Raw genomic sequence first — 23,731 nt, 5'->3', positions numbered from 1 at the left:
GGGCCGTGAATGCAAGCGCCAATGGCGCATGCCCCTTCGCACCTGACTCCTAGTTAGCTTCTTTCACTGCACTGAGAAACGCACAGGTTCTTTCCTGCTGCGGGTGTTCAAAGATTTGCGCGGGCGTGCCCTGCTCGTGAATCTGCCCCTTGTAAAAGAAACACACGCGATCGGCGAACTCCCGGGCGAAACCCATCTGGTGTGTCACCATCAGCATCGTCAGGTTGTGCTCGGCACCTAGCTTGCGGATCACGTTGAGCACTTCGCCGCACAGCTCCGGGTCGAGTGCCGAGGTCACTTCGTCGAACAGCATGACCTTAGGCCTCATGGCAAGGGCCCGGGCGATCGCCACCCGTTGTTGCTGACCACCGGACAGCTGCGACGGGTAATGCCCAAGCTTGCTGCCCAGCCCCACCAGTTCCAGCAAGTCCGCCGCCCGTTCGCGAGCTTCAGCGGGTTTCATGCCAAGGACTTGCACCGGCGCTTCAATGACGTTTTGCAACGCCGTCATGTGCGGGAACAGGTTGAAACTCTGGAACACCATGCCGATCTTGCCCCGCACCCGGCGGATATGCCGGTCATTGGCTGGCACCAGCACGCCGTTGCGGTTGGGCATATGGGTCAGCAAGTCATCCTCGATACGGATCACCCCATCATCAATACCTTCGAGCGTCATCAGAACCCGCAACAGCGTGGATTTCCCCGAGCCGCTGGGGCCGATAATTGCCACTTTTTCACCAGGCGTGACGTTCAGGTTCAAGTGATCGAGCACCGTGAAGTTACCGTAGCTCTTGGTGACGTCCTGAAAACTGACGATCGGCTTTAGCGCTTGGGTTTCCTGCATGGCCGTAGCCTCCTGCGGATGCAGCGGGATCGGGTTTCTGCGCCGGGAAAGGTCGCTGGGTGTCGCGAGAGGAGAAGTCATTAGCGTAACTCCAGGCGCATTTCAAAGCGCCGTACCAGATAAGCCAAAGCGATGCTCAGGGCGAGGAAAAACAGACCGACCATGGTGATCGGCTCCAGGTAACGGAAGTTCTCGGAACCGATGTTCTTGGCCTGTTGCATGATTTCAACCACGGTAATCGCCGACAGCACCGGCGTGTCCTTGAGCATCGCCACCAGATAGTTGCCCAGCGGCGGCAGAATCGGCCTCAGGGCCTGAGGCAAGATGATGTTGCGGTAAGCGCTGTACGGGGCGATGTTCAGCGCTGTGACCGCCTCCCATTGAGCCCGGGGTACGGCGTCGAGACCGCTGCGATAGACTTCGGCGATGTAGCAGGCGTAATGCAGGCCAATGCCGAGGATGCCGACTTGCATGGCGCTCAGGCTAACGCCGTAGTTGGGCAGCACGTAGTAGAGGAAATACACCTGGATCAGCAGTGGTGTACTGCGAATGAACTCGATCACTGCGGTAGCCGGCCACGCTATCCAGACTTGCCGGCTGCGGCGGCCAATGGCCAGGAACAGCCCCAGCACAATGGCAATCAGAAAGCCGATCAGGGTAATTCCGACGGTATTGAGCGAGGCGCGCAACATATCGGGGAGAATTTGCCAGGCATAGCTCCAGTCAAACAATGTCATGACAGACCTCCACGCATCCGCCCGCGAGCCAGATGGCGCTCAATACGCCGCATTCCAAGGTTGATTACCTGCGCCAGGACGAAGTAAATCACCAACGCCAGGCTGAAAATCTCCAGGGTCTGGAACGTGGCCTGATCCAGTTGGCGAGCACGAAAGCTCAGATCGGACAACGTGATCAGTGACACCAGCGAGGTATTTTTCAGCAGTTCGATCAGCAGGTTGGTGCCTGGCGGGATCGCCGCCAATAACGCCTGGGGCAAGATGATTCGCCGAAAGCGTTTATAACCGCTCAAATTCAGAGCCGTAGAGGCCTCATATTGCCCCTTGGGCACAGAGCTGATCGCACCGCGCATGACCTCCGCGCCATAAGCACCAATGTGCAGGCCTAGGCCGACGATGGCCACGCTGTAAGGACTCATCTGAATATTGAACGGTGGCAGTGGCAACACGAAAAACAGCCAGAACAATTGCACCAGCAACGATGTGCCACGAAACACCTCAATGTAGGCGATGGAAAACCAGCGCAAGGACCGCCATGGCGACATGCGCCCGAGTGCTGCAAGAATGGCGGCGGCAATCGCCAGTATCGAGCCGAAGAATGTCACCTGGAGCGTTACCCAGGCGCCTTGTATCAATAGCGGAAGTAATTCACCCATGATTCAACCTGGCCATCCGGATTAAGCAGGGAATAGGCATCGCACCCGGGCGCCATGCCTGTATCGACTATTGAGCGCAAAGCTCGGCAGCCGTTTTGCTTGTCACGTTGGATTTATCGAACCCGAAAGGGGCGACAGCCTTGAGGTGCTCTTCGGAGCCCAGCCACTTGTGCAGTTCGGCGTTGACCGCATCACGCAGATCCTTGTCTTCCGGACGGAAGGCCAGGGCTCCATAGCCGATGTGCGACGGGTCATCCTTGAACTCAGTGACCGCTTCGACTTTTTCGCCGCCTTTGGCGGCCAGGCCTTTCATGGTCAGTTGGGTGCCCACTGCCGCATCGGCACGACCGGCGCGCACAGCTTGCAACTGGGCCGTAGTGTCCGGAACCTGAAGAATTTGCGAATCCTTCACCCCCGAATCCCGTGCGTATGCCAGGTTTACCGTGCCGGCCATGATCGCCAGTTTCACATCGGGATTTTTCGCGATGTCTTCATAGCTGTGCAGGTTTTTCGGATTGCCTTTAGCCGTAAGCAGCGCATCCGGCAACTGATAATGCGGGTCGGAGAACAGCACCTGCTTGCAGCGAGCGGGCGTGATGTACATGCCCGCGGCGATCACGTCGAAACGTCCCGCACGCATGCCAGGGATCAATGAACCCCACTCGGTCAGTACACCGTCGACCTGCTTGATGCCCATTTTCGCAAAAATTATTTTGGCGATTTCCGGCGACTCGCCAGTGACCGTACCGTCGGTTTCAGTAAAGGCGAACGGCGTTTCATTGGCATAACCAATCCGGATATTGCTGTTTTGTTTGACGTTTTCCAGAGTGGTTGCCGCTTGGGCGCCGGCTGCCAGACCGAACATCGCGCAAGCCACAAACAGTCGACGCAAAGCACAGGGAGTGCTGGGAGTGAAATTGCTCATCGGTAAAATCTCCTGTTTCTTGTGGACCCGTCGTAGACGGCTCTGTGGTAGGAGGCAGTGTGACAAGAGCAAAACGTACAAGCGCTGACCCACTCAAAACCGAGGATCGGGACACAGCTCCAGTACAGGTCGATTGTTTTTTTTAGAGTGGCTGACAAGCAGCCTGGACATCGACCTTGAACCGAGCATACAAAAGCCCTGCGCAACATTGCATTGCACTAGGACAATTGCATTGCATGGATTCTCGCGGGATGCTGTCGCCACTAGTAAACACGCGGGTTTTAGCGGTGATGGACAAGTGGAAAGCAGCATTGGAGGTCGCTCGCAGCGGCGAGTCCAAATACAAGATTCTGGTACAGGCGATCACTGCTGACATCGAGCAAGGCGTGCTGGCCAATGACCAGCGCCTGCCGCCACAGCGGCACGTCGCCGATGCCATCGGCATCAGCGTGCAAACCGTCACCAACGCCTACAAAGAGCTCGAGCGTCAAGGGCTGGTGCGCTGCGAAGTGGGACGCGGCAGCTTTGTGTCACGGCGCATGAGCGACCGGGTCGCCACCTATATCCTCGACAGCCCCGAGCGGGCGCTGGTGGATTTTTCCATCACGCGGATCATGCATACCCGTGAGCACGACCACATTTGGCGCGAGACCTGCCGGCAACTCAGCACCGAGGAAGACCAACCCTGGATCCATGCTTTCCGTCCCATTGCCGGTTTCGAGGCGCACCGTGAAGCTGCGGCCCACTGGATCGGCCGCCTGGGGTTGCGGGTCGATCGCGACGACATCTTGATCACCAACGGCGCGGCCCACGGAGTTTTCCTCGCGCTGGCTTCACTGGCGGGCCCCGATGATGTGGTGCTCTGTGAAGGGCTTACCGACCACGGTGTGATCGGTAACTCCCAGGTCCTGGGGTTTACCCTCAAGGGGCTGGAAATGGACCGCCACGGCATCGACCCCGAGCACTTCGAAGACATGTGCAGCAATGAGCGGATCACCGCGCTGGTTTGCACGCCCAACCTGAATAACCCGACCACCAGCCTGATGCCCGACAGCCGTCGACGTGAAATCGCGCAGATTGCCCGACGCTTCGGCGTGCACATTATTGAAGACGATGTGTACGGTCCGCTGCTGGATGAGCAGCGTCCACCGCCCATTAGCCACTACCTGCCGGAGCTGTCGTTCTATTGCACCAGCATGACCAAATCGGTGTTGACCGGATTGCGCATCGGCTATCTGGTAGTGCCCAAGCGCCTGGCGCTGCGCACCGAAAGTATTCTGCGGGTCAACAGCTGGATGGCCACACCGATGGTGTCCGAAATTGCTGCCCGCTGGATTCGTGATGGCTCCGCCGACACCTTGATACGCCTGCAACGCAAGTTGCTGGCCGGGCGCCAATCGATGGTCAGCGAGTACCTGGATGAATACGTGCTCGGGCAGCACCCCCACGCGCTGAATACCTGGGTCGGGATTCCAGCCCATTGGGAGCTCGACAGCCTGGTGCGCGCGCTGCGTCACAAACACATCGCGGTCACCTCCCCCGACCCGTTTACGGTGCGAGGAACACCTCGACCGCGGGCGGTCCGGCTGTGCGTCGGGGCCGAATGCAGCGATGACGAAATGCGTAATGCATTGATTGGCATGCGTGAACTGTTCGGACAGTACCCCCAGATTCATGACTTCTGACGGGAATAAAAGCCCTGATAAGTTTGTCACCTAAATTGCCCTAGTACATTCATCGCGACAATCCCGCCCTCTTAGACTGCGCCCAAGCCCTCGGATCGGTATGTGGTCATGTCAGCGCTGCAACTTAACGATATTTACCTCGCACGCCAGCGGATCGAATCGCTGGTTCGGCGCACGCCGATGGAGTATTCGGCCAGCCTGTCGCAACGGCTGGGCGTGGCGGTGTACCTCAAACTCGAATCCCAGCAAATCACTGGCAGCTTCAAGTTGCGCGGCGCGAGCCATGCCGTGGCACAACTCAGCGCCGAACAAAAGGTCCGCGGTGTCGTGGCTGCGTCGACCGGCAATCATGGTCGCGCCCTGGCGTATGCCGCGTCACAACAAGGCGTGCGGGTCACCATCTGCCTCTCGCATCTGGTACCGGCCAACAAGGTTCAGGCGATTCGTGAGCTGGGCGCAGAGGTGTGCATCGTCGGTCAATCCCAGGACGATGCACAACGCCAGGCCGAGCAGATCGCAATCGAGCAGGGAGCCACCCTGCTGCCACCTTTCGATCATCCGGCAATCATCGCTGGCCAAGGCACCCTCGGACTGGAAATCCTCGAACAGCAACCTGACCTGGCTCAAGTCCTCGTGCCGCTATCCGGTGGCGGTCTGTTTGCCGGTGTGGCGCTGCCCCTCAAGAGTGCCAACCCGCACATCGTGACTCATGGCATCAGCATGCAACGTGGCGCCGCCATGCACGCCAGCCTCGCGGCCGGACATCCTGTGGAAGTCGAAGAGCTGCCGACCCTGGCCGACTCGTTGGGCGGCGGAATCGGCCTGGAGAATCGCTACACCTTCAACATGACCCGCGACCTGTGCGACCACCTGCATTTGCTCAGCGAAGCCTCCATTGCCAACGCCATTCGACATGCTTATCGCGAGGAACGTCTGGTGGTAGAAGGCGCAGCAGCGGTCGGCATTGCCGCGCTGCTTGACGGACTGATCGAACCCCGAGGGCCGATCGTGGTGGTGGTCAGCGGGCGCAACGTCGATATCGAGCAGCACTTGCGCGTGCTCGCTGGCTCGGATGCGTAACTCAAAACAATAACCGACTGACTGGAGCAGCACGACGATGACGGGAATTACCTTACTGAGCGAAGCAGATCTGCGCGGGTGTGTGGCACTGGACCTGGCCAGCATCGAAGCCATCGAACAGGCGTTTGTGCTGCTGGCCACGGCCGCTGTGGCAATGCCACCAATCCTGCGTCTGGACATCCCCGAGCATAATGGCGAAGTGGACGTGAAGACTGCGTATTTACAGGGGCTGGATCGGTTCGCGATCAAGGTCAGTCCGGGGTTTTTCGACAACCCAGGACTCGGGCTGCCCAGCCTCAACGGCATGATGATGCTGTTGTCGGCGCGCACAGGTCTGCTGGATGCGTTGCTGCTGGACAACGGTTACCTGACAGCCGTACGCACAGCGGCGGCTGGCGCAGTCGCAGCCCGCTGTCTGTCGCGGGCCGGAAGTCGCAGCGTCGCGCTGATCGGTGCCGGCGAACAGGCGGCCTTGCAACTTCAGGCCCTGCGTCTGGTGCGGCCGATTGAAACCGTGCGGGTCTGGGCGCGGGACAGCGCCAGGGTGGCAACCTTCAGCGCTGAACTGGCACGCGACAGCGGTCTGACCGTCACACCTTGCGCGAGCATCGACGATGCCATGACCGGCGTGGACATTGCGATTACTTGCACGCCGAGCCGTGAACCCTTGATTGAGGTGCGCCATCTGCATCCCGGCCTGCACATCACTGCCATGGGCTCGGATGCCGAGCACAAAAACGAAATTTCGCCCCAGGCCCTGGCCATGGTTGACCGCTACGTCGCCGACCGTCTGAGCCAGACCCGCATCCTCGGCGAGTTGCATCACGCCCTCGCGGCCGGAGTCATTGCCGACGAGTCGGGGTTCGCGGAACTGGGTCAGGTGCTGGCTGGCCAGCGCTCCGGCCGGACGAGCGAAGTCCAGATCACCTTATGCGACCTGACCGGTACCGGCGCCCAGGACACGGCCATGGCCAATCTGGCGTTCGAGCGGGCGCGTTCGGCCGGAAAGGGTTTTCAATTCGGCAGCTAAGCCGCAGGTACTCCCGCTTTTTCATTCGCGCGTCATTCATCAGAGGGCATGTGCATGTCTCAGATAGTCGTCAATCTTCCTTTCACCCGGGAAGAGTACGCCCAGCGTCTGGCCAAGGTTAGAGCGGCCATGCAAGTACAGGGCATCGAGTTGTTGCTGGTCACCGACCCGTCGAACATGGCCTGGCTGACCGGCTACGACGGCTGGTCGTTTTATGTGCATCAGTGCGTGCTACTGGCGCTCGATGGCGAGCCTGTCTGGTTCGGTCGCGGGCAGGACGCCAACGGTGCCAAACGTACAGTGTTCATGCAACACGAGAACATCGTCGGCTACCCGGATATCTATGTGCAGTCCCGGGAACGGCACCCGATGGACTACCTGTCGCGGGAAGTCATTAGTGCACGCGGCTGGGACACGCTGACCATCGGCGTGGAAATGGATAACTATTACTTCAGCGCCGCCGCCTATTTGTCGCTGAAGACACACCTGCCGCAGGCTACGCTGGTCGACGCTGTCGGACTGGTGAACTGGCAGAGAGCGATCAAGTCACCGCAGGAAATTGCTTATATGCGCATCGCCGCGCGCATCGTCGAGAACATGCACGGGCGAATCCTTGAGCGGATTGAGCCGGGCATGCGCAAAAACGAACTGGTGGCCGAGATCTACAGTAGCGGCATCCTCGGGGCCGATGGCCACGGGGGAGATTATCCGGCGATCGTGCCGCTCTTGCCCACTGGCGCCGACGCCAGTGCACCGCACCTGACCTGGGACGATTCACCGTTCGAAAAAGGCGCAGGTACGTTCTTCGAAATCGCCGGTTGCTACAAGCGCTATCACTGTCCGTTGTCCCGCACGATCTACCTGGGCAAGCCACCGCAGCATTTTCTCGACGGCGAAAAAGCCGTGGTCGAAGGCATCGCGGCCGGGCTCGACGCGGCCAGACCGGGCAACACCACCGGCGACATTGCCGCAGCGTTTTTCAAGGTGCTGGAGAAATTCGGCATTCACAAAGACAGCCGCTGCGGCTATCCGATCGGGATCAGTTATCCGCCGGATTGGGGCGAGCGCACCATGAGCCTGCGTCCCGGCGACACCAGCGTGTTGCGCCCGGGCATGACCTTCCACTTCATGCCTGGCCTGTGGATGGACGACTGGGGACTGGAAATCACCGAAAGCATTCTGATCACCGAAACCGGTGTCGAAACGCTGTGCAATGTGCCACGCCAACTGTTCGTTAAGGATTGAACCATGAGCGACATGCCTGACAACCCAATCAGCGCCTCAGTGGACTTTGACCGCGAAGGCGTACAGCACGGTTTTCTCAAACTGCCGTATTCCCGGGATGATTCGGCCTGGGGCGCGGTGATGATTCCGATCAGCGTGATTCAGCGTGGGCATGGACCGACCGCGCTGCTTACCGGCGCAAACCATGGAGACGAATATGAGGGGCCGGTAGCACTGAGCAAACTGGCACAGCGCCTGACGGCTGCCGAAGTGACCGGGCGGGTGATCATCGTCCCGTTCATGAACACTCCGGCCTTCCATGCCGGGCAGCGGACCTCGCCGATCGATAAAGGCAACCTCAACCGCAGCTTTCCCGGAAAACCGGATGGCACGGTGACCGAGAAGATCGCCGACTATTTCTGCCGAACGCTCTTGCCGTTGGCCGATATCGTGCTGGATATCCACTCCGGGGGACGCACGCTGGATTTCCTGCCGTTCTGCGCCTGTCACGTGCTGCCGGACAAGGGCCAGCAGGCGCGATGCGAAGCCGGAATGCGCGCATTCAATGCGCCTTACAGCATGCGCATGCTGGAACTGGATGCCGGGGCGATGTACGACACCGCCGCCGAACAACAGGGCAAGGTCTTCGTCACCACCGAACTGGGCGGTGGCGGCTCATCCAGCGCACGCAGTGTGGCAATTGCCGAGCGCGGTGTGCACAACCTGCTGGTGCATGCCGGGATTCTTGAAGGTGAAGTCCACACCCGCGAGTCGATCATGCTCGACATGCCCGATGCCAGCTGCTTCATCACCAGCGAGCATGAGGGTTTGCTGGAGATGTGCCGCGACCTGGGCGACAGCGTGAGCAAGGGCGAGGTTATCGCCCGTATTTACGATGCCACCCGCAGCGGCGTCGCCCCGATGGAATATCGCGCCGCCCGCAGTGGCTTGCTGGCGGCGCGGCACTTTCCCGGCCTGGTGCGATGCGGCGACACCCTTGCAGTGATCGCCGACGTGCTGGCCTGACGCCTCGGCCGCTGGCGTCAATATTGTTCTGGAGATCATCGGCTCATGCACAAGCTCGATCGTTATGACCTGAAAATCCTGCGAATTCTTGCCGAAGACGGACGCATCACCAAATCAAACCTGGCCGAGGCGATCAACCTCTCGGTCACCCCGGCGTGGGAGCGGGTTCGCAAACTGGAAGCCCTGGGACTGATCAAGGGATACCGGGCGCAGATCGATTGGGGCACGGTGTTCAAGAGTCAGCAGGTGCTGGTGGAAATCACCCTGGCCCGGCACACGGCGCAGGACATGCGGCGATTCGAGCAACGCATGAGCGATGCCGTAGAAGTTGCCTTCTGTTACGCCACCGGAGGTGGCGTCGACTACATGGCCATGATCCAGGCACCGGACATCGATCATTACCAGCGGTTTATCGACCGGTTGTTGCTCGACGATCTCGGCATCGAGCGTTATTTCACCTACATCGTGACCAAAACCATCAAGACCGCCGGCGCCTTGCCTGCCGAACTGGCTCTGGAGCCATGAGCCAGCACAATGGGGTCACCGCAAAAAGTCTCTGTTTAGCAGTGCTCAATCAGAAAAAACCGCTTACTGCACCCCGGTAAACGCCAAATCACTGGGGCCGTGCTGCCCTAGCATGGGTTCACGCACACGGTTTGGAGTGAACGCCATGACATACAAACATCCGCTGTTATTCAAGGCACTTTGCTACGTCGACGGACATTGGGTCCACAGCAACAGTGGCCACAGCATTGCCGTGCACAACCCTGCCGACCAGCATTTGATCGGCCACGTTCCCTTGCTCGACAAGCCTCAGATCGTTGCCGCGGTGGATGCGGCACATCGGGCGTTTGCAGGCTGGCGCGAACATAGCCTCGATGCTCGGGGAGCCATTTTGCGCCGCTGGGCAGCCTTGATACTTGACCATCAGGAAGATCTGGCACGCATTCTCAGCCAGGAGCAAGGCAAGCCTCTGGCCGAGTCCCGTGGCGAAATAGCCTACGCCGCCAGCTTCATTCCGTGGTTCGCAGAAGAGGCGCGGCGCCTGTATGGGCAAACTATCCCCAGCCATATTCCCGGCGCACACCTAGGGACAATCAAGGAGCCGGTGGGTGTCTGTGCCCTGCTGACACCCTGGAATTTCCCCTCGGCGATGATTACCCGTAAAGCCGCCGCGGCACTGGCTGCCGGTTGCACCGTGGTGATCAAGCCGGCCCATGAAACCCCGTATTCGGCTTTGGCCCTGGCGCAACTGGCGGAGGAAGCCGGTTTTCCGGCTGGCGTTTTCAACGTGGTCTTGGGTGAACCACAAATGGCCATGGAAACCCTGGTCCAGGATACCCGTGTGCGTTCGGTCAGTTTCACCGGCTCTACCCGTGTCGGTCAGTTGGTATTGAAGGCCACGGCTCAAGACGTGAAGAAAGTCGCACTGGAACTGGGCGGCAATGCGCCCTTTATTGTCTGCGCCGATGCCGACCTGGAATTGGCCGTGAAAGTCGCGGTCGAGGCCAAGTTCCAGACCTCCGGCCAGGATTGCTGCGCGGCTAACCGGATCATGGTCGAGCAACCGGTCTACCAAGCATTCCTCAGCCGCTTTGCCGCGGCAGTTCGCGAGCTGCGGGTCGGCCCGGCGCTGAAAGACCATCAGGAGCAAAACGTCGACATCGGCCCGCTGATGCATCAGGCCGCTTTCGACGCCACCGCCGAGCGTGTCGAAGATGCCCTGCAACACGGAGCACGACGCCTGGTCGGTGGTGAGGCCCATGCGCTGGGCGGGTTGTTCTACCAGCCGACGGTGCTGGCCGATGTCACCCCGCAGATGCGCATCTACCGCGAAGAGAACTTCGCGCCAATTGCCGGGGTGATGCCCTTCGACACCCTTGAACAGGCCGTGGAGATGGCCAACGACACCGAATATGGTCTGGCGGCCTATATCTGCTCCAACCGCCTGGACCTGATCTATCCCCTGATTCGCCGCCTTGACCACGCCATGGTCGTGGTCAACGGCGTCAAGTTCACCGGCCATCCGATCCCTTTCGGCGGCATGAAAGCCTCGGGCCTTGGCCGTGAAGGCGGCAGCGAAGGCTTCGAAGCCTTCGTCGAAACCAAATACTTTTGCCTGCACCACCAAGGCCAGTTCTAAGACCGTACTCAGGAGACATGCCATGAATCAAGAACTCGACACCCTGTTCGAACAAGACCGTGCGCACTTCATGCACCCGTCGACCCACGCCCACGACCATGCCAGCGGTGCGCTCAAGGGGCGCATTATCACGGGCGCCTCGGGCATCCGTATCCGCGACCACGAGGGCCGGGAATTCATCGATGCCTTTGCCGGGCTGTACTGCGTAAACATCGGCTATGGCCGTACCGAAGTCGCCGACGCCATCTACAAACAGGCCAAGGACCTGGCCTATTACCACACCTATGTTGGTCACTCGAGCGAAGCGATCATCGAGCTGTCGAGCCGCATCATGGACTGGGCGCCCGAGGGCATGAAAAAGGTCTATTACGGTCTGTCCGGTTCCGACGCCAATGAAACCCAGATCAAGCTGGTGCGGTACTACAACAACGTCTTGGGACGCCCGCAAAAGAAGAAAATCATCTCCCGCGATCGTGGTTATCACGGTTCGGGCATCATGACCGGCAGTCTGACCGGACTGGCGAGTTTCCATCAGCATTTCGATCTGCCGGTGGAAGGCGTCAAACACACCCTTTGCCCGCACTGGTACCGCAAAGCGCCAGCCGGTATGGATGAAGCCGCGTTCGTGCGCCACTGCGCCGACGAGCTGGAAAAAATGATCCTGGCCGAAGGGCCTGACACCGTGGCCGCGTTTATCGGTGAGCCGTTGATGGGCACCGGCGGCATCATCGTTCCGCCTGCCGGTTATTGGGCGGCGATTCAAGCGGTACTGAACAAGTACGACGTATTGCTGATCGCCGATGAAGTGGTCTGTGCCTTCGGCCGACTGGGCTCGAAGATGGGCAGTCAGCGATATGGCATGCGGCCCGACCTGATCACCACAGCCAAAGGCCTGACCAGTGCGTATGCGCCGCTGTCAGCGGTCATCGTTGGTGAAAAAGTCTGGGGCGTGATCGAAAAAGCGTCTCAAACGGAAGGCGCCATGGGCCACGGCTGGACCTACTCCGGGCATCCGATCTGCGCCGCAGCGGCGCTGGCCAACCTCGATATTCTCGAACGCGAAAACCTCACGGCCAACGCGGAAACGGTCGGCAGCTACCTGAACCGCAGACTGCACGAAACCCTCAAGGATCACCCCCTGGTGGGTGAAGTGCGGGGCGACGGCATGCTGGCGGCGGTCGAGTTCATGGCCGATCGTGAGCAGCGCACCGCATTCGACCCGGCTTGGAAAGTCGGGCCGAAAGTATCAGCCGCTTGCCTGGAGCGCGGCATGATTGCCCGGGCAATGCCGCACGGCGACATCCTCGGCTTTGCCCCTCCCTTGATCCTGACCGAAGCCGAAGCCGACCTGATCGTCGACATCACCAAAAGTGCGGTCGACCAGGTGGCTAACCAGGTGCTGGGCTGATTCATCGGCCCCGGGCATCTAACCAATGCCCGGGTCAGGTGCCCCTGGGTTTTGCCCGGGCGGTGGCTTCCGCCACCAGCGGGTCATCCGGCCAGTAGTGTTTGGGATAGCGGCCCTTGAGGTCCTTTTTCACTTCGGCGTAAGTGCTGCGCCAAAAGTTGGCCAGGTCCTGGGTGACTTGCACCGGGCGCCGTGCAGGTGACAGCAGGTGCAGTTTGACGACTTGCCGGCCCCCGGCGATGCGCGGGGTGTCGGCCAGGCCGAACAGTTCTTGCAGGCGCACCGCCAATATCGGCGGGTGCTCACTGTAGTCCAGCCGCACCGAGGAGCCGGACGGCACTTTGATGTGATGGGGCGCCAGTTCGTCGAGTCGTTGGGGCAGTGGCCACTTCAGCAGGTTATGCACAATGCTCGACAGGTCGAGGCTGGCAAAATGACTCAGCCGCGAGACACGTCCAAGGTACGGTGCCAACCAGTCTTCCAGAGTGCCCAACAACGCCTTATCGCTGACGTCCGGCCATTCGCTCTGGGCCTGTTTGTCGAGATCGAGCTGACGCAGCAACGCCACCCGCGCCTGCCACTGGCGCAACTCCGGCGTCCACGGCAGCAGTTCCAGACCTTTTCGTCGAACCAGATTAACCAGCGCCTGGGTGCGCGCCGCTTCGTCCAGCCCGGTCAGAGGTTCACGGCTCAACACCAGTTCGCCGACCTTGCGCTGGCGCTCGGCACGCAAGACGCCTTCGCGCTCGTCCCAATCCAGTTGATCGACAATGCTCACCTGCTCGCTCAACACGCCCTCGAGAAACGCCGGATCGAATTCCGCGGCCAGGTAGATACGCTCTTCACGCTGTCCCTGACGACTGCCGAGATCGGCAATCACCAGCCACGGCTGTTTCATCAAACTGTCGGCTTCGCTGAACAGGGCTGCCCGGCCATTGGCCAGACGGTACTCTGCACCGCCCGGCTTGCGTTGCTGGGCCACGCGGTCGGGGTAAGCCAGGGCCAGCAAGGCACCGAGCCAGCGCGGATGATCAGGGTCGGGAACCGGCTCTGTCGCCTTGCCACGCAGGTTGCTGCGGTATTGCCGAGCCAGTTGTCTGGCGCGCTGCACGCCGCCCTGCCCGCCCCGTGCGCCGCGATTTTCGCCGCTGAGCAAGGCGAGTCGGCTGTGCAGGTCGGCACCGCCGCCGCGCAGGATATCGCGCTCACCCAACAGCGCCGCCACATCGCAGGCCATCTCGGCCAGGCCCAGGCTTTGCCCCCGCAATAACAGGTGAGCAATGCGCGGATGGGCCGGGAGCTCGGCCATCGCTTCGCCATGAACGGTCAGTTTCCATGTCTGCCCGGGCTGAGGACGCAAGGCCCCCAAGCGCTCCAGCAACTGCTGAGCCTGTGCATAACTTGCCGGCGGCGGAACATCAAGCCAGATCAATTCGTGCGGTGCAACGCCCCAACGGGCCAGTTGCAGTGCCAGCCCGGCCAAATCGGCCTGCAGGATTTCTGCACTGCCATACGCGGCCAGTTGCGCGTGCTGGTCTTCGGACCACAGGCGATAACACACGCCAGGCTCCAGTCGACCGGCACGACCAGCGCGTTGAGTGGCACTGGCGCGCGAGATGCGCTGGGTATCCAGACGAGTCATGCCGCTGCCCGGATCAAAGCGGGGTACCCGTGCCAACCCGGCATCAATCACTACACGCACGCCATCGATGGTCAGGCTGGTTTCGGCGATATTGGTCGCCAGCACCACTTTGCGCTTCCCGCCGGGAGCCGGTTCGATAGCGGCACGCTGAGCCGCCAGGTCCAGCTCGCCGTGCAGCGGGCACAGCAGGATGTCACTGCGTGATCCCAGCGCGTCAGCCAGTTGCTGGTTGACCCTGCGAATCTCGGCCTGACCCGGCAAGAAAACCAGCAGGCTGCCGCTGTCGTCGTTGATCGCTTCAAGCACCGTTTGCACCACCCGCGGCTCAATGAACTCGCCGGGCACAAATGGTCGCCCCCAACGCATCGCCACCGGGTACATCCGACCTTCGCTGCGCAGCACTGGCGCATCATCAAGCAGGCTGGCCAGCCGTTCGCCCTCAAGGGTCGCCGACATCAGCAGGATTTTCAGTGGCTGCTCGTCACGAAACAGCTCGCGCCCATTGAGGCTCAAGGCCAGTGCCAGATCGGCATCCAGGCTTCGCTCAGGTACTTGACCGATTGCACATAGCTGTCAAAATCACTTCAACCCTGATATTGCATGAGCTATAGCTAGCACAAGCCCGAGAAATCTTTTGACAATCATCAAAAATACCACGCCTTTACCCAATTACCCTTTTCAAGCGCTGACCCCTGAGGTGGTCAATCTGATGGAGCGGAGGGTGCCGTCCGTGAGAGGGTCATCAGTCACGCTTAAGCTGTTCGAGTGCTACTGCGACCTGATGGGTGCGACGGTCACGTATCTGGGCTTGTCATCTCCGAGATACACCGAATTGGCGAAAGGCTACGTTGGAGCCCTGAAAGGCAAAATGTTTGTTGCCAACGAGGACGCTAGCCGTCAGCACCAGATCCGTCGCTTCGTGCTCATGCACTGGGCATTCCACGCCATCCGGCCACTCAGTCCACCAACATCCGGCCACCTATTCCACGGTCATCCGGCCGGGCAGTCGGAGCGCAGCGACGCAGGTTTGCATTGTTAGTCTGAAGTCTCTGTCGCCGTCAATTTCGTTGCGCGTCTGCGCATCGATTCGCCCTTCAGTTCGATCCGATAAGCGTTGTGCACCAGCCGGTCGAGGATCGCATCGCCCAAGGTTGGATCGCCGATCAGCGCATGCCATTTGTCCACCGGCATTTGGCTGGTCACCAGCGTCGAGCGGTTGCCGTAACGGTCGTCCAGCAGTTCAAGCATGTCGCGCCGTTGCGCAGCGGTAAACGGCGCCAAGCCCCAGTCGTCCAGGATCAGCAAGTCGGTCTTGGCATAACCCGCCATCAGTTTCGCGAAGCGGCCGTCGCCGTGGGCCAGGCCTAGTTCTTCCATCAAGCGCGGCAAGCGCAGATAACGCACGCTGTAACCGTCGCGGCAGGCCTTATGAGCCAGCGCGCAGGCGAGCCAGGTTTTGCCTACGCCAGTTGGGCCGCTGATGATCAGGTTCAGGCCGTCGCGCAGCCACTGGCCGCTACCCAGTTGCAGGATCAGAGATTTGTCCAGGCCGCGCGGGCTGCGGTAGTCGATGTCTTCCAGGCAGGCGTTATGGCGCAGTCGTGCGGCCTTGAGGCGAGTAGTCAGGCGTGCGTCTTCGCGCTCGGTCAGCTCGCGGTCGACCATCAGACCGAGGCGCTCGTCGAAGCTGAGATCGTTGATGTCAGGCGTTGCGTGTTGTTCACCAAGCGCCTTGATCATGCCGTGCAGGCGCAGGGTTTGTAGCTTGTCGAGTGTCGGGTTGGGCAGCATTTTGGTGCTCCTTTTTCAGGTCAGTGGTAGTAGCCAGGGCCGCGCAGATTGATGTGTTCTTCGGGCAGTAACGGCAGGTTTTGCTGGGCAAGCGGCAGCCGTTCCAGCCCTTGGCGCAGGATCGATTCCAAGCTTTTGTAGCTGCACGCGCCCAGTGCCAGCGCCCGCTGGCAAGCGGCTTCCAGCCGCTCTTCGCCGTGCTGTTTGCTCAGGCGCAGGATCCCCAGGCAGGCGCGGAAGCCGTGCTGCGGATGGATTCGGCGTTCGAGGATATGAGCGATGACACCAGCGGTGTTCGGCCCGGTCTGCTCAGCCCAGTGGATCAGTCGCTGCGGCGTCCATTCGGCATGTTCGCGGTGACTTTTGGGCATGTGCTCGGTTTGGGTGGTGTGGCGGCCTTTGTGCGGCGAGCGCAGATGGCTGGCCACCCGCTGGTTGGTGTGGAAGCACTCGACGGTCTTAGCGGTTAGCCGCACTTCGAGTTGGTGCTTCACCAGTTGGTACGGCACCGAGTAGTAATGGCCGTCGACCTCGACGTGGTAGTCGATGTGCACCCGCACCTTTTTCCATTCGGCGTAGACATACGGAGGTTCTGGTAGCGGTTGCAGTGCGGGTTGGTCGATGGTCTCGAAGGCCGAGCGGCGTGAGCCGGGCAGCTTCTTGAAGGGCTTCCGATTGAGGCGATCCAGCAGCAGCGCGATGGCTGTGTTGAGTTCGCCCAAGGAGAAGAACTGGCGGTTGCGCAGCACCGCCAGGATCCACCGCTCGACTACCTGTACGCCGACTTCAACCTTGGCTTTGTCCTTGGGTTTACGCGAGCGCGCGGGCAGCACGGCTACGCCGTAATGCTCGGCGAGATCGCGGTAACTGGGGTTGATATCCGGCTCGTAGCGATGCGCCTTGGTGACGCCGCTGCGCAGATTGTCCGGTACCAGGATCTGCGATGTACCGCCGAGAAAGGCGAAGCAGCGTACGTGCGAGCCCAGCCAGTCGGGCAGTTTCTGCGACCAGGTGGCCTCGGCGAAGGTGTAGCTGGACGCGCCGAGGACGGCGACGAAGATCTGCGTCTGGCGGATCTCGCCGGTTCGCCGATCAATGACCGGCACGGTCTGGCCAGCGTAATCGACAAACAGCTTTTCGCCCGCACGGTGCTCCTGGCGCATGACCACGTCGACCTTGGCAGCCCAGAGGCGGTAGTGCTCGCAGAACCAGCTGTACTGGAAGCCTTGCGGATGGGCGAGTCGATACTCTTGCCAAAGCAGGGCCAGGGTTACGCCGGAGCGGCGCAACTCGGCGTGAACCCATGCCCAGTCGGGCATCGGACGCTGATCGCTGGGAACGGCGGGCGGCGGTGGAAAAAGCCGCCGTTGCAACTCGGCGTCCGTTAGCGCAGACGGCCAAGTCAGGCCGCTGGCAGCAAAGCGATTGAGGTACTCACCGACGCTGGCTCGACCCACTTGCAAGCTGACAGCGACCTGGCGGGCAGATAGGCCGACCTCGAATTTGAGACGTAGCACTTCTCGAATCTTACGCATGGATAACCGCTCCACGACGACCTCTCTGCTTCGATAAAAGAGGTCGATGGTAGTGAATTAATCCTGCGTTGCTGCCTGCTTTAAGGGTGGCCGGATGAGCGTGGAACGGGTGGCCGGATCACCGTGGAATCAGTGGCCGGATGTTCATGGAATAGGTGGCCGGATGGCCGTGGAATCCGCAATTGGGCTCTGGCCTGCAAAAGGCCAACGATAAAGTCGTATGGCAGCTCAGGGTTCTGCTCCGCAATACGGCCTATCGTGGCCCAATGTTCAATCTGTTTTGGGATTGAACGTTGCGCGGCTGAAGCATAAATGCGAGCACTTTCAACCAGGGCACTGTCGAGCTTGATGGCGGTACTCATGAGATACCCAAAGTTGGCGTTCTGTGCGCTTCGAGGTGCTTCATCTCATGTGCCCACAGCCGCAAAAAGCGGCGCCAATCACTCGCATAGCAGCCCTGTCGCAAACGGGTAGACCCGGTACTCGCTTCTTCGAATCGATTCTTCCAGGGTTCTGGTATGTGCTCATCAAGCACGACAACAAAATGGTGTCCGTCACGCCCCAAGATCTCGGTTTCTGGGACATGTTCTCGCAACTCGTCAATCGACATTGCCCACGCCTCACCAATCGGCTCCTCACGATCTCGGCGCTCAATGTCATCTAGAATCGCTAGGTGCAGTTTCGCTTGATCAGCTCCGGGTTGCAGACGCTCCAGCTCCCACAAAGCTCTACGTCGTTGGCGTTCACGGGTTTCTAATTCATTCATCAATTTTCACCTGCGTCTTTCGGTGCTCCGCCCGAGACCCCTGATTGGATTATTCGAAATTATGGTTCAGCAATAATTATTCGCTGGTCATATTTGCTTCCTGCTTTCTACCAGGCGAAAGGGCTTTCTCGGTCGCTAGCATAGAGCTACCAATTGGTCGATCTGAGGGAGTCGTCATACTGACATTTACCTTCACGCCTTAACACTCTCCAAGTATGTACCACCATCCTCCATCTCCTAGGACGACGCCGCTTACGTGGTAGGCCAGTCGCTGTCGTTTTGGCATCGCCAGAACCTCGCTCTGACGACTTCGTGAGAATCAACGGTGCTTCCATAAAGTGGCGCGGTGGCACTTTTTATTTTAGCCGTCATGTCAGACGTTTGTCACAATCCCCCAGTAATAGCATTGTGCAATCCATTGCTGCGTGGCATCTTGAACCGGCTTTATAACGGTTGGCCCGCCAATAATTCGGAAAGGGTGCAGCAAACAGAGTGCTGGGGAAATTCTAATAAAGGAACTGCCTGAATGATCCACGACGCAACTCCCTCTTGGAGTGGATATAATTACCAAGGGAAAGTAGCTATCCATTATATGCTTTGTCACATAATCGATAAGCTCGGAGCAGACCCAGCGTACACATTTCAGGGCGACTCCATTGTCTTGGAAAATAACGAAGACTTTGAGTTGTTCGCCAATGGCAATTTGGTGTCGTTTCATCAGGTGAAAGCCTATGCCGAGCAAAGTTTTAGTTCTTATGATGATGCGTTGTTCGGGTTAGCATTGAACTTGTATAGCCAGCCAGGGCCTGTCGGATATATCCATACTTGGAAGTCTATCAATTTTCCAGCGGGACAGAGTTTGCAGCAAGCCATCGCTGCGTTTGTCCAAGTGTTGATAAATGAACATGTGACAACACCGGCTAACAGCACCATTTTCAAGGCAGTAAATCGCATTAAAAATAGGAATAAAACCGCTAGAATAATCGGCCAAGCGTTCGAGACCTTCACAGTAGATCAGGTTAATGACGCCCTCCAGTTAATCGTCGCAGACCCATCATTGGCAATTTCCAGGATACAGATCTATCTGTATGGAGGGGATGCATGTTGTAGCATTGATGACATTAACGAACTAATAAAGTCAAAGCTAGTAGACATTCTTGCAATGAGGGGTGGTGTAAACACTACAAAGCAAGTCGACAGCGTTTTTCATTATCTGTTAGAGACGCTCGACAGCTACGTAACAGAACGTCACCTGAATAAACAAAATAACGAGCTGCTTCACATTGATGTACATGATGTTCTTGCGATTTTAGATGCGGACTTTGATGATGTCAGCAGTGAGTATTTAGCGATTAAATTCAAAGAGAGATTCTTTTGCCTATTTGACGAGTTTATGAGTAACCCGGATTATTACACGGCTCCCGAAGATCTAGATGATTTTGTGTGCAACCTATCCCAGATACGATATTCACTGATGAGTGCCAAACCGGATAAGCTATTTGCGTATTACAAAAACTTCTCCCCTGCGGTGAGGTTTGAGGGGCGAACAAACGTTGATCAGGCTTTTGCGGTTAATGAGAACGGCATCGCGGATGTGTTGTTGAAGATTTTTAATTCTTTGGATTTCCAGTGTTGCGAGAATGATGCAGATCAAAATAAGCTGGTGTATCGCTCACAATCTCACCCTGAAAACTATTATCTGCCGACAACCATAAATGACAAGTCCCCGACAAAAATCGCAAAAGCACTGATAGCGAATACCCGAATAGTTGTAGACCTATATGAGGTCAATCACCTGATCTATGATGGGCCTCAAGTAATGTCGCTGTATGAGCAAGTTGCAAGACACACCACTCCTCCCCAATTAATCGGTATTGAGGAGCGTGAGCCTCGGGATGAGTATTTTGGTAAGCTTCGGTTGATACCCATTCAGCAAGCCATGGATGAATTAAATGCTGATTAATTTGATTGATAAAGTATTTTTAAATAATGGCTATGAGTCAGTAGAGTTTGAGCACAAATATGAGGAGTTCGTGGCTAGACTTTTCAAACCAAAGAATACTGAAAATAAGGCAGAGTTTTATCTGGTTATCGAGGGCCAAAATGCGTCTCACCAGCAAGCCGATCTGATATTGTCTGTTTGGGCGGATGATCTATATTCGAAAATTCGTCAAGACCCAATTATTGACAGAGTGTTTGCCAAGAATTGCACGATGATTATTTGTTGGCCCGACCTTGCAATCACGAACAAGCAGGTTTTTCAAATAGAGGAAGATCGATACAACTTCAAAAAAAATGTGATTTCATACAGCGCTGCAGAGTTGATGGATTTAGAGGCAAAAGATATTGATTTCACTATTGTAAAGATAAACGAACTCATTGGAGAGGGAGACGGACGTTTCTTTCAAAAATTTAAAGAGAAGTCTGCCACACTGAAAAATTATTACTCTCTGCTATTAAAAATAATTATAAAAATACCGTTTGTAGTTTATGTGCATGATCCGAAGCGTCTATTTGATCTTGATGCGTCTTTAGTCTCTGGACTTACTGTTGATGAGCGGACGTTGTATGAGTTTGCGCTAGGTGTTGATGATAATATCGTCGATGAGGAGTTGATGATGCAGTTCCTAGGGAGAGTGAACTGATGCTTAAACTCATGAGTGTGGAGTTCACCAACTTCAAAGTCTTCGGTGGAGAAGCATATAAGGTGAGCTTCAATGGAAGCGACCTAATGCTCCTTGATGGGCCTAATGGCTACGGGAAAACTTCGGTCTTTGATGCCATTGAATTGGCGCTAACTGGGGCAATCAATCGCTTCATAAGCACGGACGGACGGCAGACTCCTGAAGACGTAGTCGTTGCACACAACCCTCGATCAGACGTCTTGATTGATATTAAGCTTTCCCGCTCATCAGGGGAGGCGTTGTCACTAAGACGAAAGCTTAAGTCACCGATTCCTACAGGAGCGCAAAGAATATCCCGTTTCCCTGAGCTTTGGGATGTTTTCATTGAAAGCGCTGACGGTTGGACGCCGATAAAACAGGTAGAAGTAGAAAATCTTCTTGGAAATAGTGATTTCACAAGAGACTTCCATCTGTTTCACTATATTCAACAGGAGGAGGCAGCCTCCTTTTTGAAAACGAATAGTGAAACTGGTCGAGCATTACAAATCTCCAAACTCTTTGGTGATACTGCCGCAGCCGAGGCTAAGTATGCTCGCTTAAAAAGCATCGAGAAGAAACTCGGTTCTCAACGTGGGATGCAGAGCGAAAAAGCCGAGCTGTTGAAAAAAAGCCACAACATTGACAGTGCCAGTCACGCGGCAAAATTTGGCGATGTAGAACACCGTTATTTGTTTCCTTGGCTTATTGAATTATCGAAATCCCCTGAGTGGGACTTGGAAGAGTTTGAGGCCTTCAACCAAACGAAACTTTCATCTTTTTCCGCTGAATTAAATGTCCTGCAGGAATTTATTCACTACAAAGACATCTATCTCATCACTCTCCCCTATTTTAGAGCTGTGCGATCACCTGAGCTTCTTGCAGATTATCTTGGTTTTTATAATTCTTTAGATCACATAAAGGAGTTCGATGAGAAGAAGTCGAAAGATCAAACGCTTCAGAGGTCTCACAGCTCCCTGGTACAAGGAGACATTCCGACCAATCTTTCTCACGTTTTTGATCTGCTTGGACGCAAAGACTATGATGAGTTCGAGACCGCTCAGGAGGCAGTTAAGGAACTTCGCAGGACGAGTTCCGGTCTTAAAACAGTATTCGGTAAAATTGTAGCCCAGCACGCCGAACTATCGCGTTCCCTTAGTCAGCTGCCAGAAGAATCGAAATGTCTCTTCTGTGGCAAGCCTCATGATGATCATACAGATCTGGAAGTAGCTGCGGCTAATCGCGTTAATGATTTCTCGGTGCTGTTATCAGGACAAGATCTTGCGGTTCTTGCATTAGAGAATGATATAAATAAACGATTCATCGATCCGATCATTGAACAAATTTCAGAGTTTCGTGCTAATAATCCAGTTCTACGTGATGAAGTATTGGAATCACTGAAGAAAGCGGTTCTGGTTAAAGAACGGTTGCACAAACTGAACTTATGGCTTAGTAGTTGCCCGTTCGGTGTCAGCGATTTGATGCTTCCAAAGTTAACTAATAACTTCGACAGCGATCATCTCACTCGAAACCTAGATGAGATGATGAACCGCGTCCTCACCAATACTCCGCAGACATCTATCGAATACCAGATTGCAGACGACGGCAATGCTTTTGATCGCATGTTCAAAGACTACTTTAACAATACAAATAATAATTTGGCTTCTGTGACGGAAGAACACGTTGCTCAAAAGAAGAGATACCTAGAGTCTTGCTATCATTCATCATTTCAGCTTGTGCTCAAGGATATCGCTACCCACTTAGAGAATGCTGAAAAACTTCTACGGCTCGAGCAGGATTTGGCTAATGTTTCTTTAAAGGTTCTTAAACAAATTCGTAGATATAAAAAGAAGTTGATCGGTGATATTGAAATTCCGTTTTATATCTATTCCGGAAAAATCTTGCAATCCCATCAGTCTGGTATCGGGCAGGGAGTGTTTCTCAAAGACCCTACAGGCGGAGAAGAACTTAAAAACGTACGATTGGTGTCAAACTATCAGCGTGATCACGACGTCCTTAATACGATGAGTTCAGGGCAGATCTCCGCAGTGGTAATTGCCTTAGCGCTAGCTTTAAATAAGATATACGCAAAAGGCTTTTCCCCAGTGCTGATTGATGACCCGGTACAAACCATGGATGACATCAATATGTCTTCCTTGGTGGAGTTGTTACGTAACGAATTCCCCAACAGGCAAGTTGTCCTTTCGACGCATGAGGATAAGGTTGCTAAGTATTTCGTGTACAAGTACCTGAAGTACGGACGCTCTGTACGACAACTTAACCTCATGACCGGAGAGGAGTATGACTCTGTAGATAATTATCAATACTCTCCGATTGTCGGATAGTATGATATTAGATATAGGGTGAGCTGGAATCCGGAATTGGCAGGTCTCTTAAACTCCTGCCAACACCTCAGTGACGGCGTGTCTGTCGTCGAAGTGGCTTAAGCCTAGCGGCACTGTGCCCTTTGCGTAAATGCCCTTGTTTTAGTCAATCGATAATGCTTACTAGGTTGAGAGTCGCTGGAAATTATTCTCCAATAGGCTGCCTACAAGAGGGCGACGGCAAGGGCAGATGCA

19 protein-coding genes and 1 pseudogene are annotated in these 23,731 nt (G+C 56.7%); 11 read left to right on the top strand and 9 right to left on the bottom strand.

The window, feature by feature from the left end:
- Positions 1-49: 49 nt before the first annotated feature.
- The 4 genes from ehuA to ehuB all read right to left on the bottom strand — a co-directional run bounded on the left by ehuA (position 50) and on the right by ehuB (position 3,162).
- The gene (gene ehuA, locus DQN55_RS03415; RefSeq protein ID WP_408634583.1) at positions 50-925 is read right to left on the bottom strand and encodes an ectoine/hydroxyectoine ABC transporter ATP-binding protein EhuA; all 876 of its coding nucleotides are present in this window, start codon (positions 923-925) and stop codon (positions 50-52) included.
- Entirely contained in the window at positions 925-1,581 is a 657-nt protein-coding gene (gene ehuD / locus DQN55_RS03410) for an ectoine/hydroxyectoine ABC transporter permease subunit EhuD (protein ID WP_048378298.1), read from the bottom strand. The genes ehuA and ehuD overlap by 1 nt, the downstream gene beginning before the upstream one ends.
- A complete protein-coding gene (ehuC, locus tag DQN55_RS03405; RefSeq protein ID WP_048378299.1) occupies positions 1,578-2,237 on the bottom strand; it encodes an ectoine/hydroxyectoine ABC transporter permease subunit EhuC in 660 nt (219 codons plus the stop codon). The genes ehuD and ehuC overlap by 4 nt, the downstream gene beginning before the upstream one ends.
- Positions 2,238-2,304: 67 nt before the next feature.
- Complete coding sequence (gene ehuB / locus DQN55_RS03400; RefSeq protein ID WP_048378300.1) at positions 2,305-3,162, bottom strand: ectoine/hydroxyectoine ABC transporter substrate-binding protein EhuB; 858 nt, start codon at positions 3,160-3,162, stop codon at positions 2,305-2,307.
- A 290-nt stretch (positions 3,163-3,452) separates the two neighbouring features.
- On the opposite strand from ehuB, the gene ehuR reads away from it, so the two are divergent.
- The 8 genes from ehuR to DQN55_RS03360 all read left to right on the top strand — a co-directional run bounded on the left by ehuR (position 3,453) and on the right by DQN55_RS03360 (position 12,758).
- The gene (gene ehuR, locus DQN55_RS03395; protein ID WP_048378462.1) at positions 3,453-4,847 is read left to right on the top strand and encodes a MocR-like ectoine utilization transcription factor EhuR; all 1,395 of its coding nucleotides are present in this window, start codon (positions 3,453-3,455) and stop codon (positions 4,845-4,847) included.
- A gap of 108 nt (positions 4,848-4,955) precedes the next feature.
- On the top strand, positions 4,956-5,927 hold the full coding sequence (gene eutB / locus DQN55_RS03390) for a hydroxyectoine utilization dehydratase EutB (RefSeq protein ID WP_048378301.1): 972 nt from the start codon (positions 4,956-4,958) through the stop codon (positions 5,925-5,927).
- Between the two features lie 37 nt (positions 5,928-5,964).
- Positions 5,965-6,957: an ectoine utilization protein EutC gene (gene eutC / locus DQN55_RS03385; protein ID WP_048378302.1), complete on the top strand. Its 993-nt coding sequence runs from the start codon at positions 5,965-5,967 to the stop codon at positions 6,955-6,957.
- A gap of 54 nt (positions 6,958-7,011) precedes the next feature.
- Positions 7,012-8,202, top strand: a complete 1,191-nt coding sequence (gene doeA, locus DQN55_RS03380; RefSeq protein ID WP_048378303.1) for an ectoine hydrolase DoeA — start codon at positions 7,012-7,014, stop codon at positions 8,200-8,202.
- A 3-nt stretch (positions 8,203-8,205) separates the two neighbouring features.
- On the top strand, positions 8,206-9,207 hold the full coding sequence (gene doeB, locus DQN55_RS03375) for a N(2)-acetyl-L-2,4-diaminobutanoate deacetylase DoeB (RefSeq protein ID WP_048378304.1): 1,002 nt from the start codon (positions 8,206-8,208) through the stop codon (positions 9,205-9,207).
- A gap of 45 nt (positions 9,208-9,252) precedes the next feature.
- Complete coding sequence (locus DQN55_RS03370) at positions 9,253-9,732, top strand: Lrp/AsnC family transcriptional regulator (RefSeq protein ID WP_048378305.1); 480 nt, start codon at positions 9,253-9,255, stop codon at positions 9,730-9,732.
- Between the two features lie 145 nt (positions 9,733-9,877).
- The gene (locus DQN55_RS03365; RefSeq protein WP_048378306.1) at positions 9,878-11,350 is read left to right on the top strand and encodes an NAD-dependent succinate-semialdehyde dehydrogenase; all 1,473 of its coding nucleotides are present in this window, start codon (positions 9,878-9,880) and stop codon (positions 11,348-11,350) included.
- A 22-nt stretch (positions 11,351-11,372) separates the two neighbouring features.
- Complete coding sequence (locus DQN55_RS03360; RefSeq protein WP_048378307.1) at positions 11,373-12,758, top strand: aspartate aminotransferase family protein; 1,386 nt, start codon at positions 11,373-11,375, stop codon at positions 12,756-12,758.
- Positions 12,759-12,792: 34 nt separating this feature from the next.
- Here the strand turns inward: DQN55_RS03360 and hrpB are convergent.
- The 5 genes and pseudogenes from hrpB to DQN55_RS03330 all read right to left on the bottom strand — a co-directional run.
- Positions 12,793-14,946: pseudogene (gene hrpB / locus DQN55_RS03355) on the bottom strand (ATP-dependent helicase HrpB); the annotation flags it as partial.
- A 489-nt stretch (positions 14,947-15,435) separates the two neighbouring features.
- A complete protein-coding gene (istB, locus tag DQN55_RS03345; RefSeq protein ID WP_048378309.1) occupies positions 15,436-16,191 on the bottom strand; it encodes an IS21-like element ISPsy14 family helper ATPase IstB in 756 nt (251 codons plus the stop codon).
- 20 nt (positions 16,192-16,211) lie between these two features.
- Entirely contained in the window at positions 16,212-17,726 is a 1,515-nt protein-coding gene (gene istA / locus DQN55_RS03340; RefSeq protein WP_048378310.1) for an IS21 family transposase, read from the bottom strand.
- 80 nt (positions 17,727-17,806) lie between these two features.
- Positions 17,807-18,088 carry a TA system antitoxin ParD family protein gene (locus DQN55_RS03335; RefSeq protein WP_082150714.1) on the bottom strand — a complete coding sequence of 94 codons (282 nt, stop codon included), beginning with the start codon at positions 18,086-18,088 and terminating at the stop codon, positions 17,807-17,809.
- Entirely contained in the window at positions 18,085-18,492 is a 408-nt protein-coding gene (locus tag DQN55_RS03330) for a hypothetical protein (protein ID WP_048378311.1), read from the bottom strand. The genes DQN55_RS03335 and DQN55_RS03330 overlap by 4 nt, the downstream gene beginning before the upstream one ends.
- A 526-nt stretch (positions 18,493-19,018) precedes the next feature.
- Between DQN55_RS03330 and DQN55_RS03325 the strand changes: the two genes are divergently transcribed.
- The 3 genes from DQN55_RS03325 to DQN55_RS03315 are packed head-to-tail and all read left to right on the top strand — an operon-like array spanning position 19,019 to position 23,497.
- Entirely contained in the window at positions 19,019-20,455 is a 1,437-nt protein-coding gene (locus tag DQN55_RS03325) for an ABC-three component system protein (RefSeq protein WP_048378312.1), read from the top strand.
- Entirely contained in the window at positions 20,445-21,137 is a 693-nt protein-coding gene (locus DQN55_RS03320; RefSeq protein ID WP_048378313.1) for an ABC-three component system middle component 1, read from the top strand. Before DQN55_RS03325 ends, DQN55_RS03320 begins: the two co-directional genes overlap by 11 nt.
- Positions 21,137-23,497, top strand: coding sequence for an AAA family ATPase (locus DQN55_RS03315; RefSeq protein WP_048378314.1), 2,361 nt, complete (start codon positions 21,137-21,139; stop codon positions 23,495-23,497). Before DQN55_RS03320 ends, DQN55_RS03315 begins: the two co-directional genes overlap by 1 nt.
- Positions 23,498-23,731 lie beyond the last annotated feature (234 nt).

The organism is Pseudomonas taetrolens, assembly GCF_900475285.1.
Lineage (GTDB): Bacteria > Pseudomonadota > Gammaproteobacteria > Pseudomonadales > Pseudomonadaceae > Aquipseudomonas > Aquipseudomonas taetrolens.
This window is presented reverse-complemented; position numbering and strand designations above follow the sequence as displayed.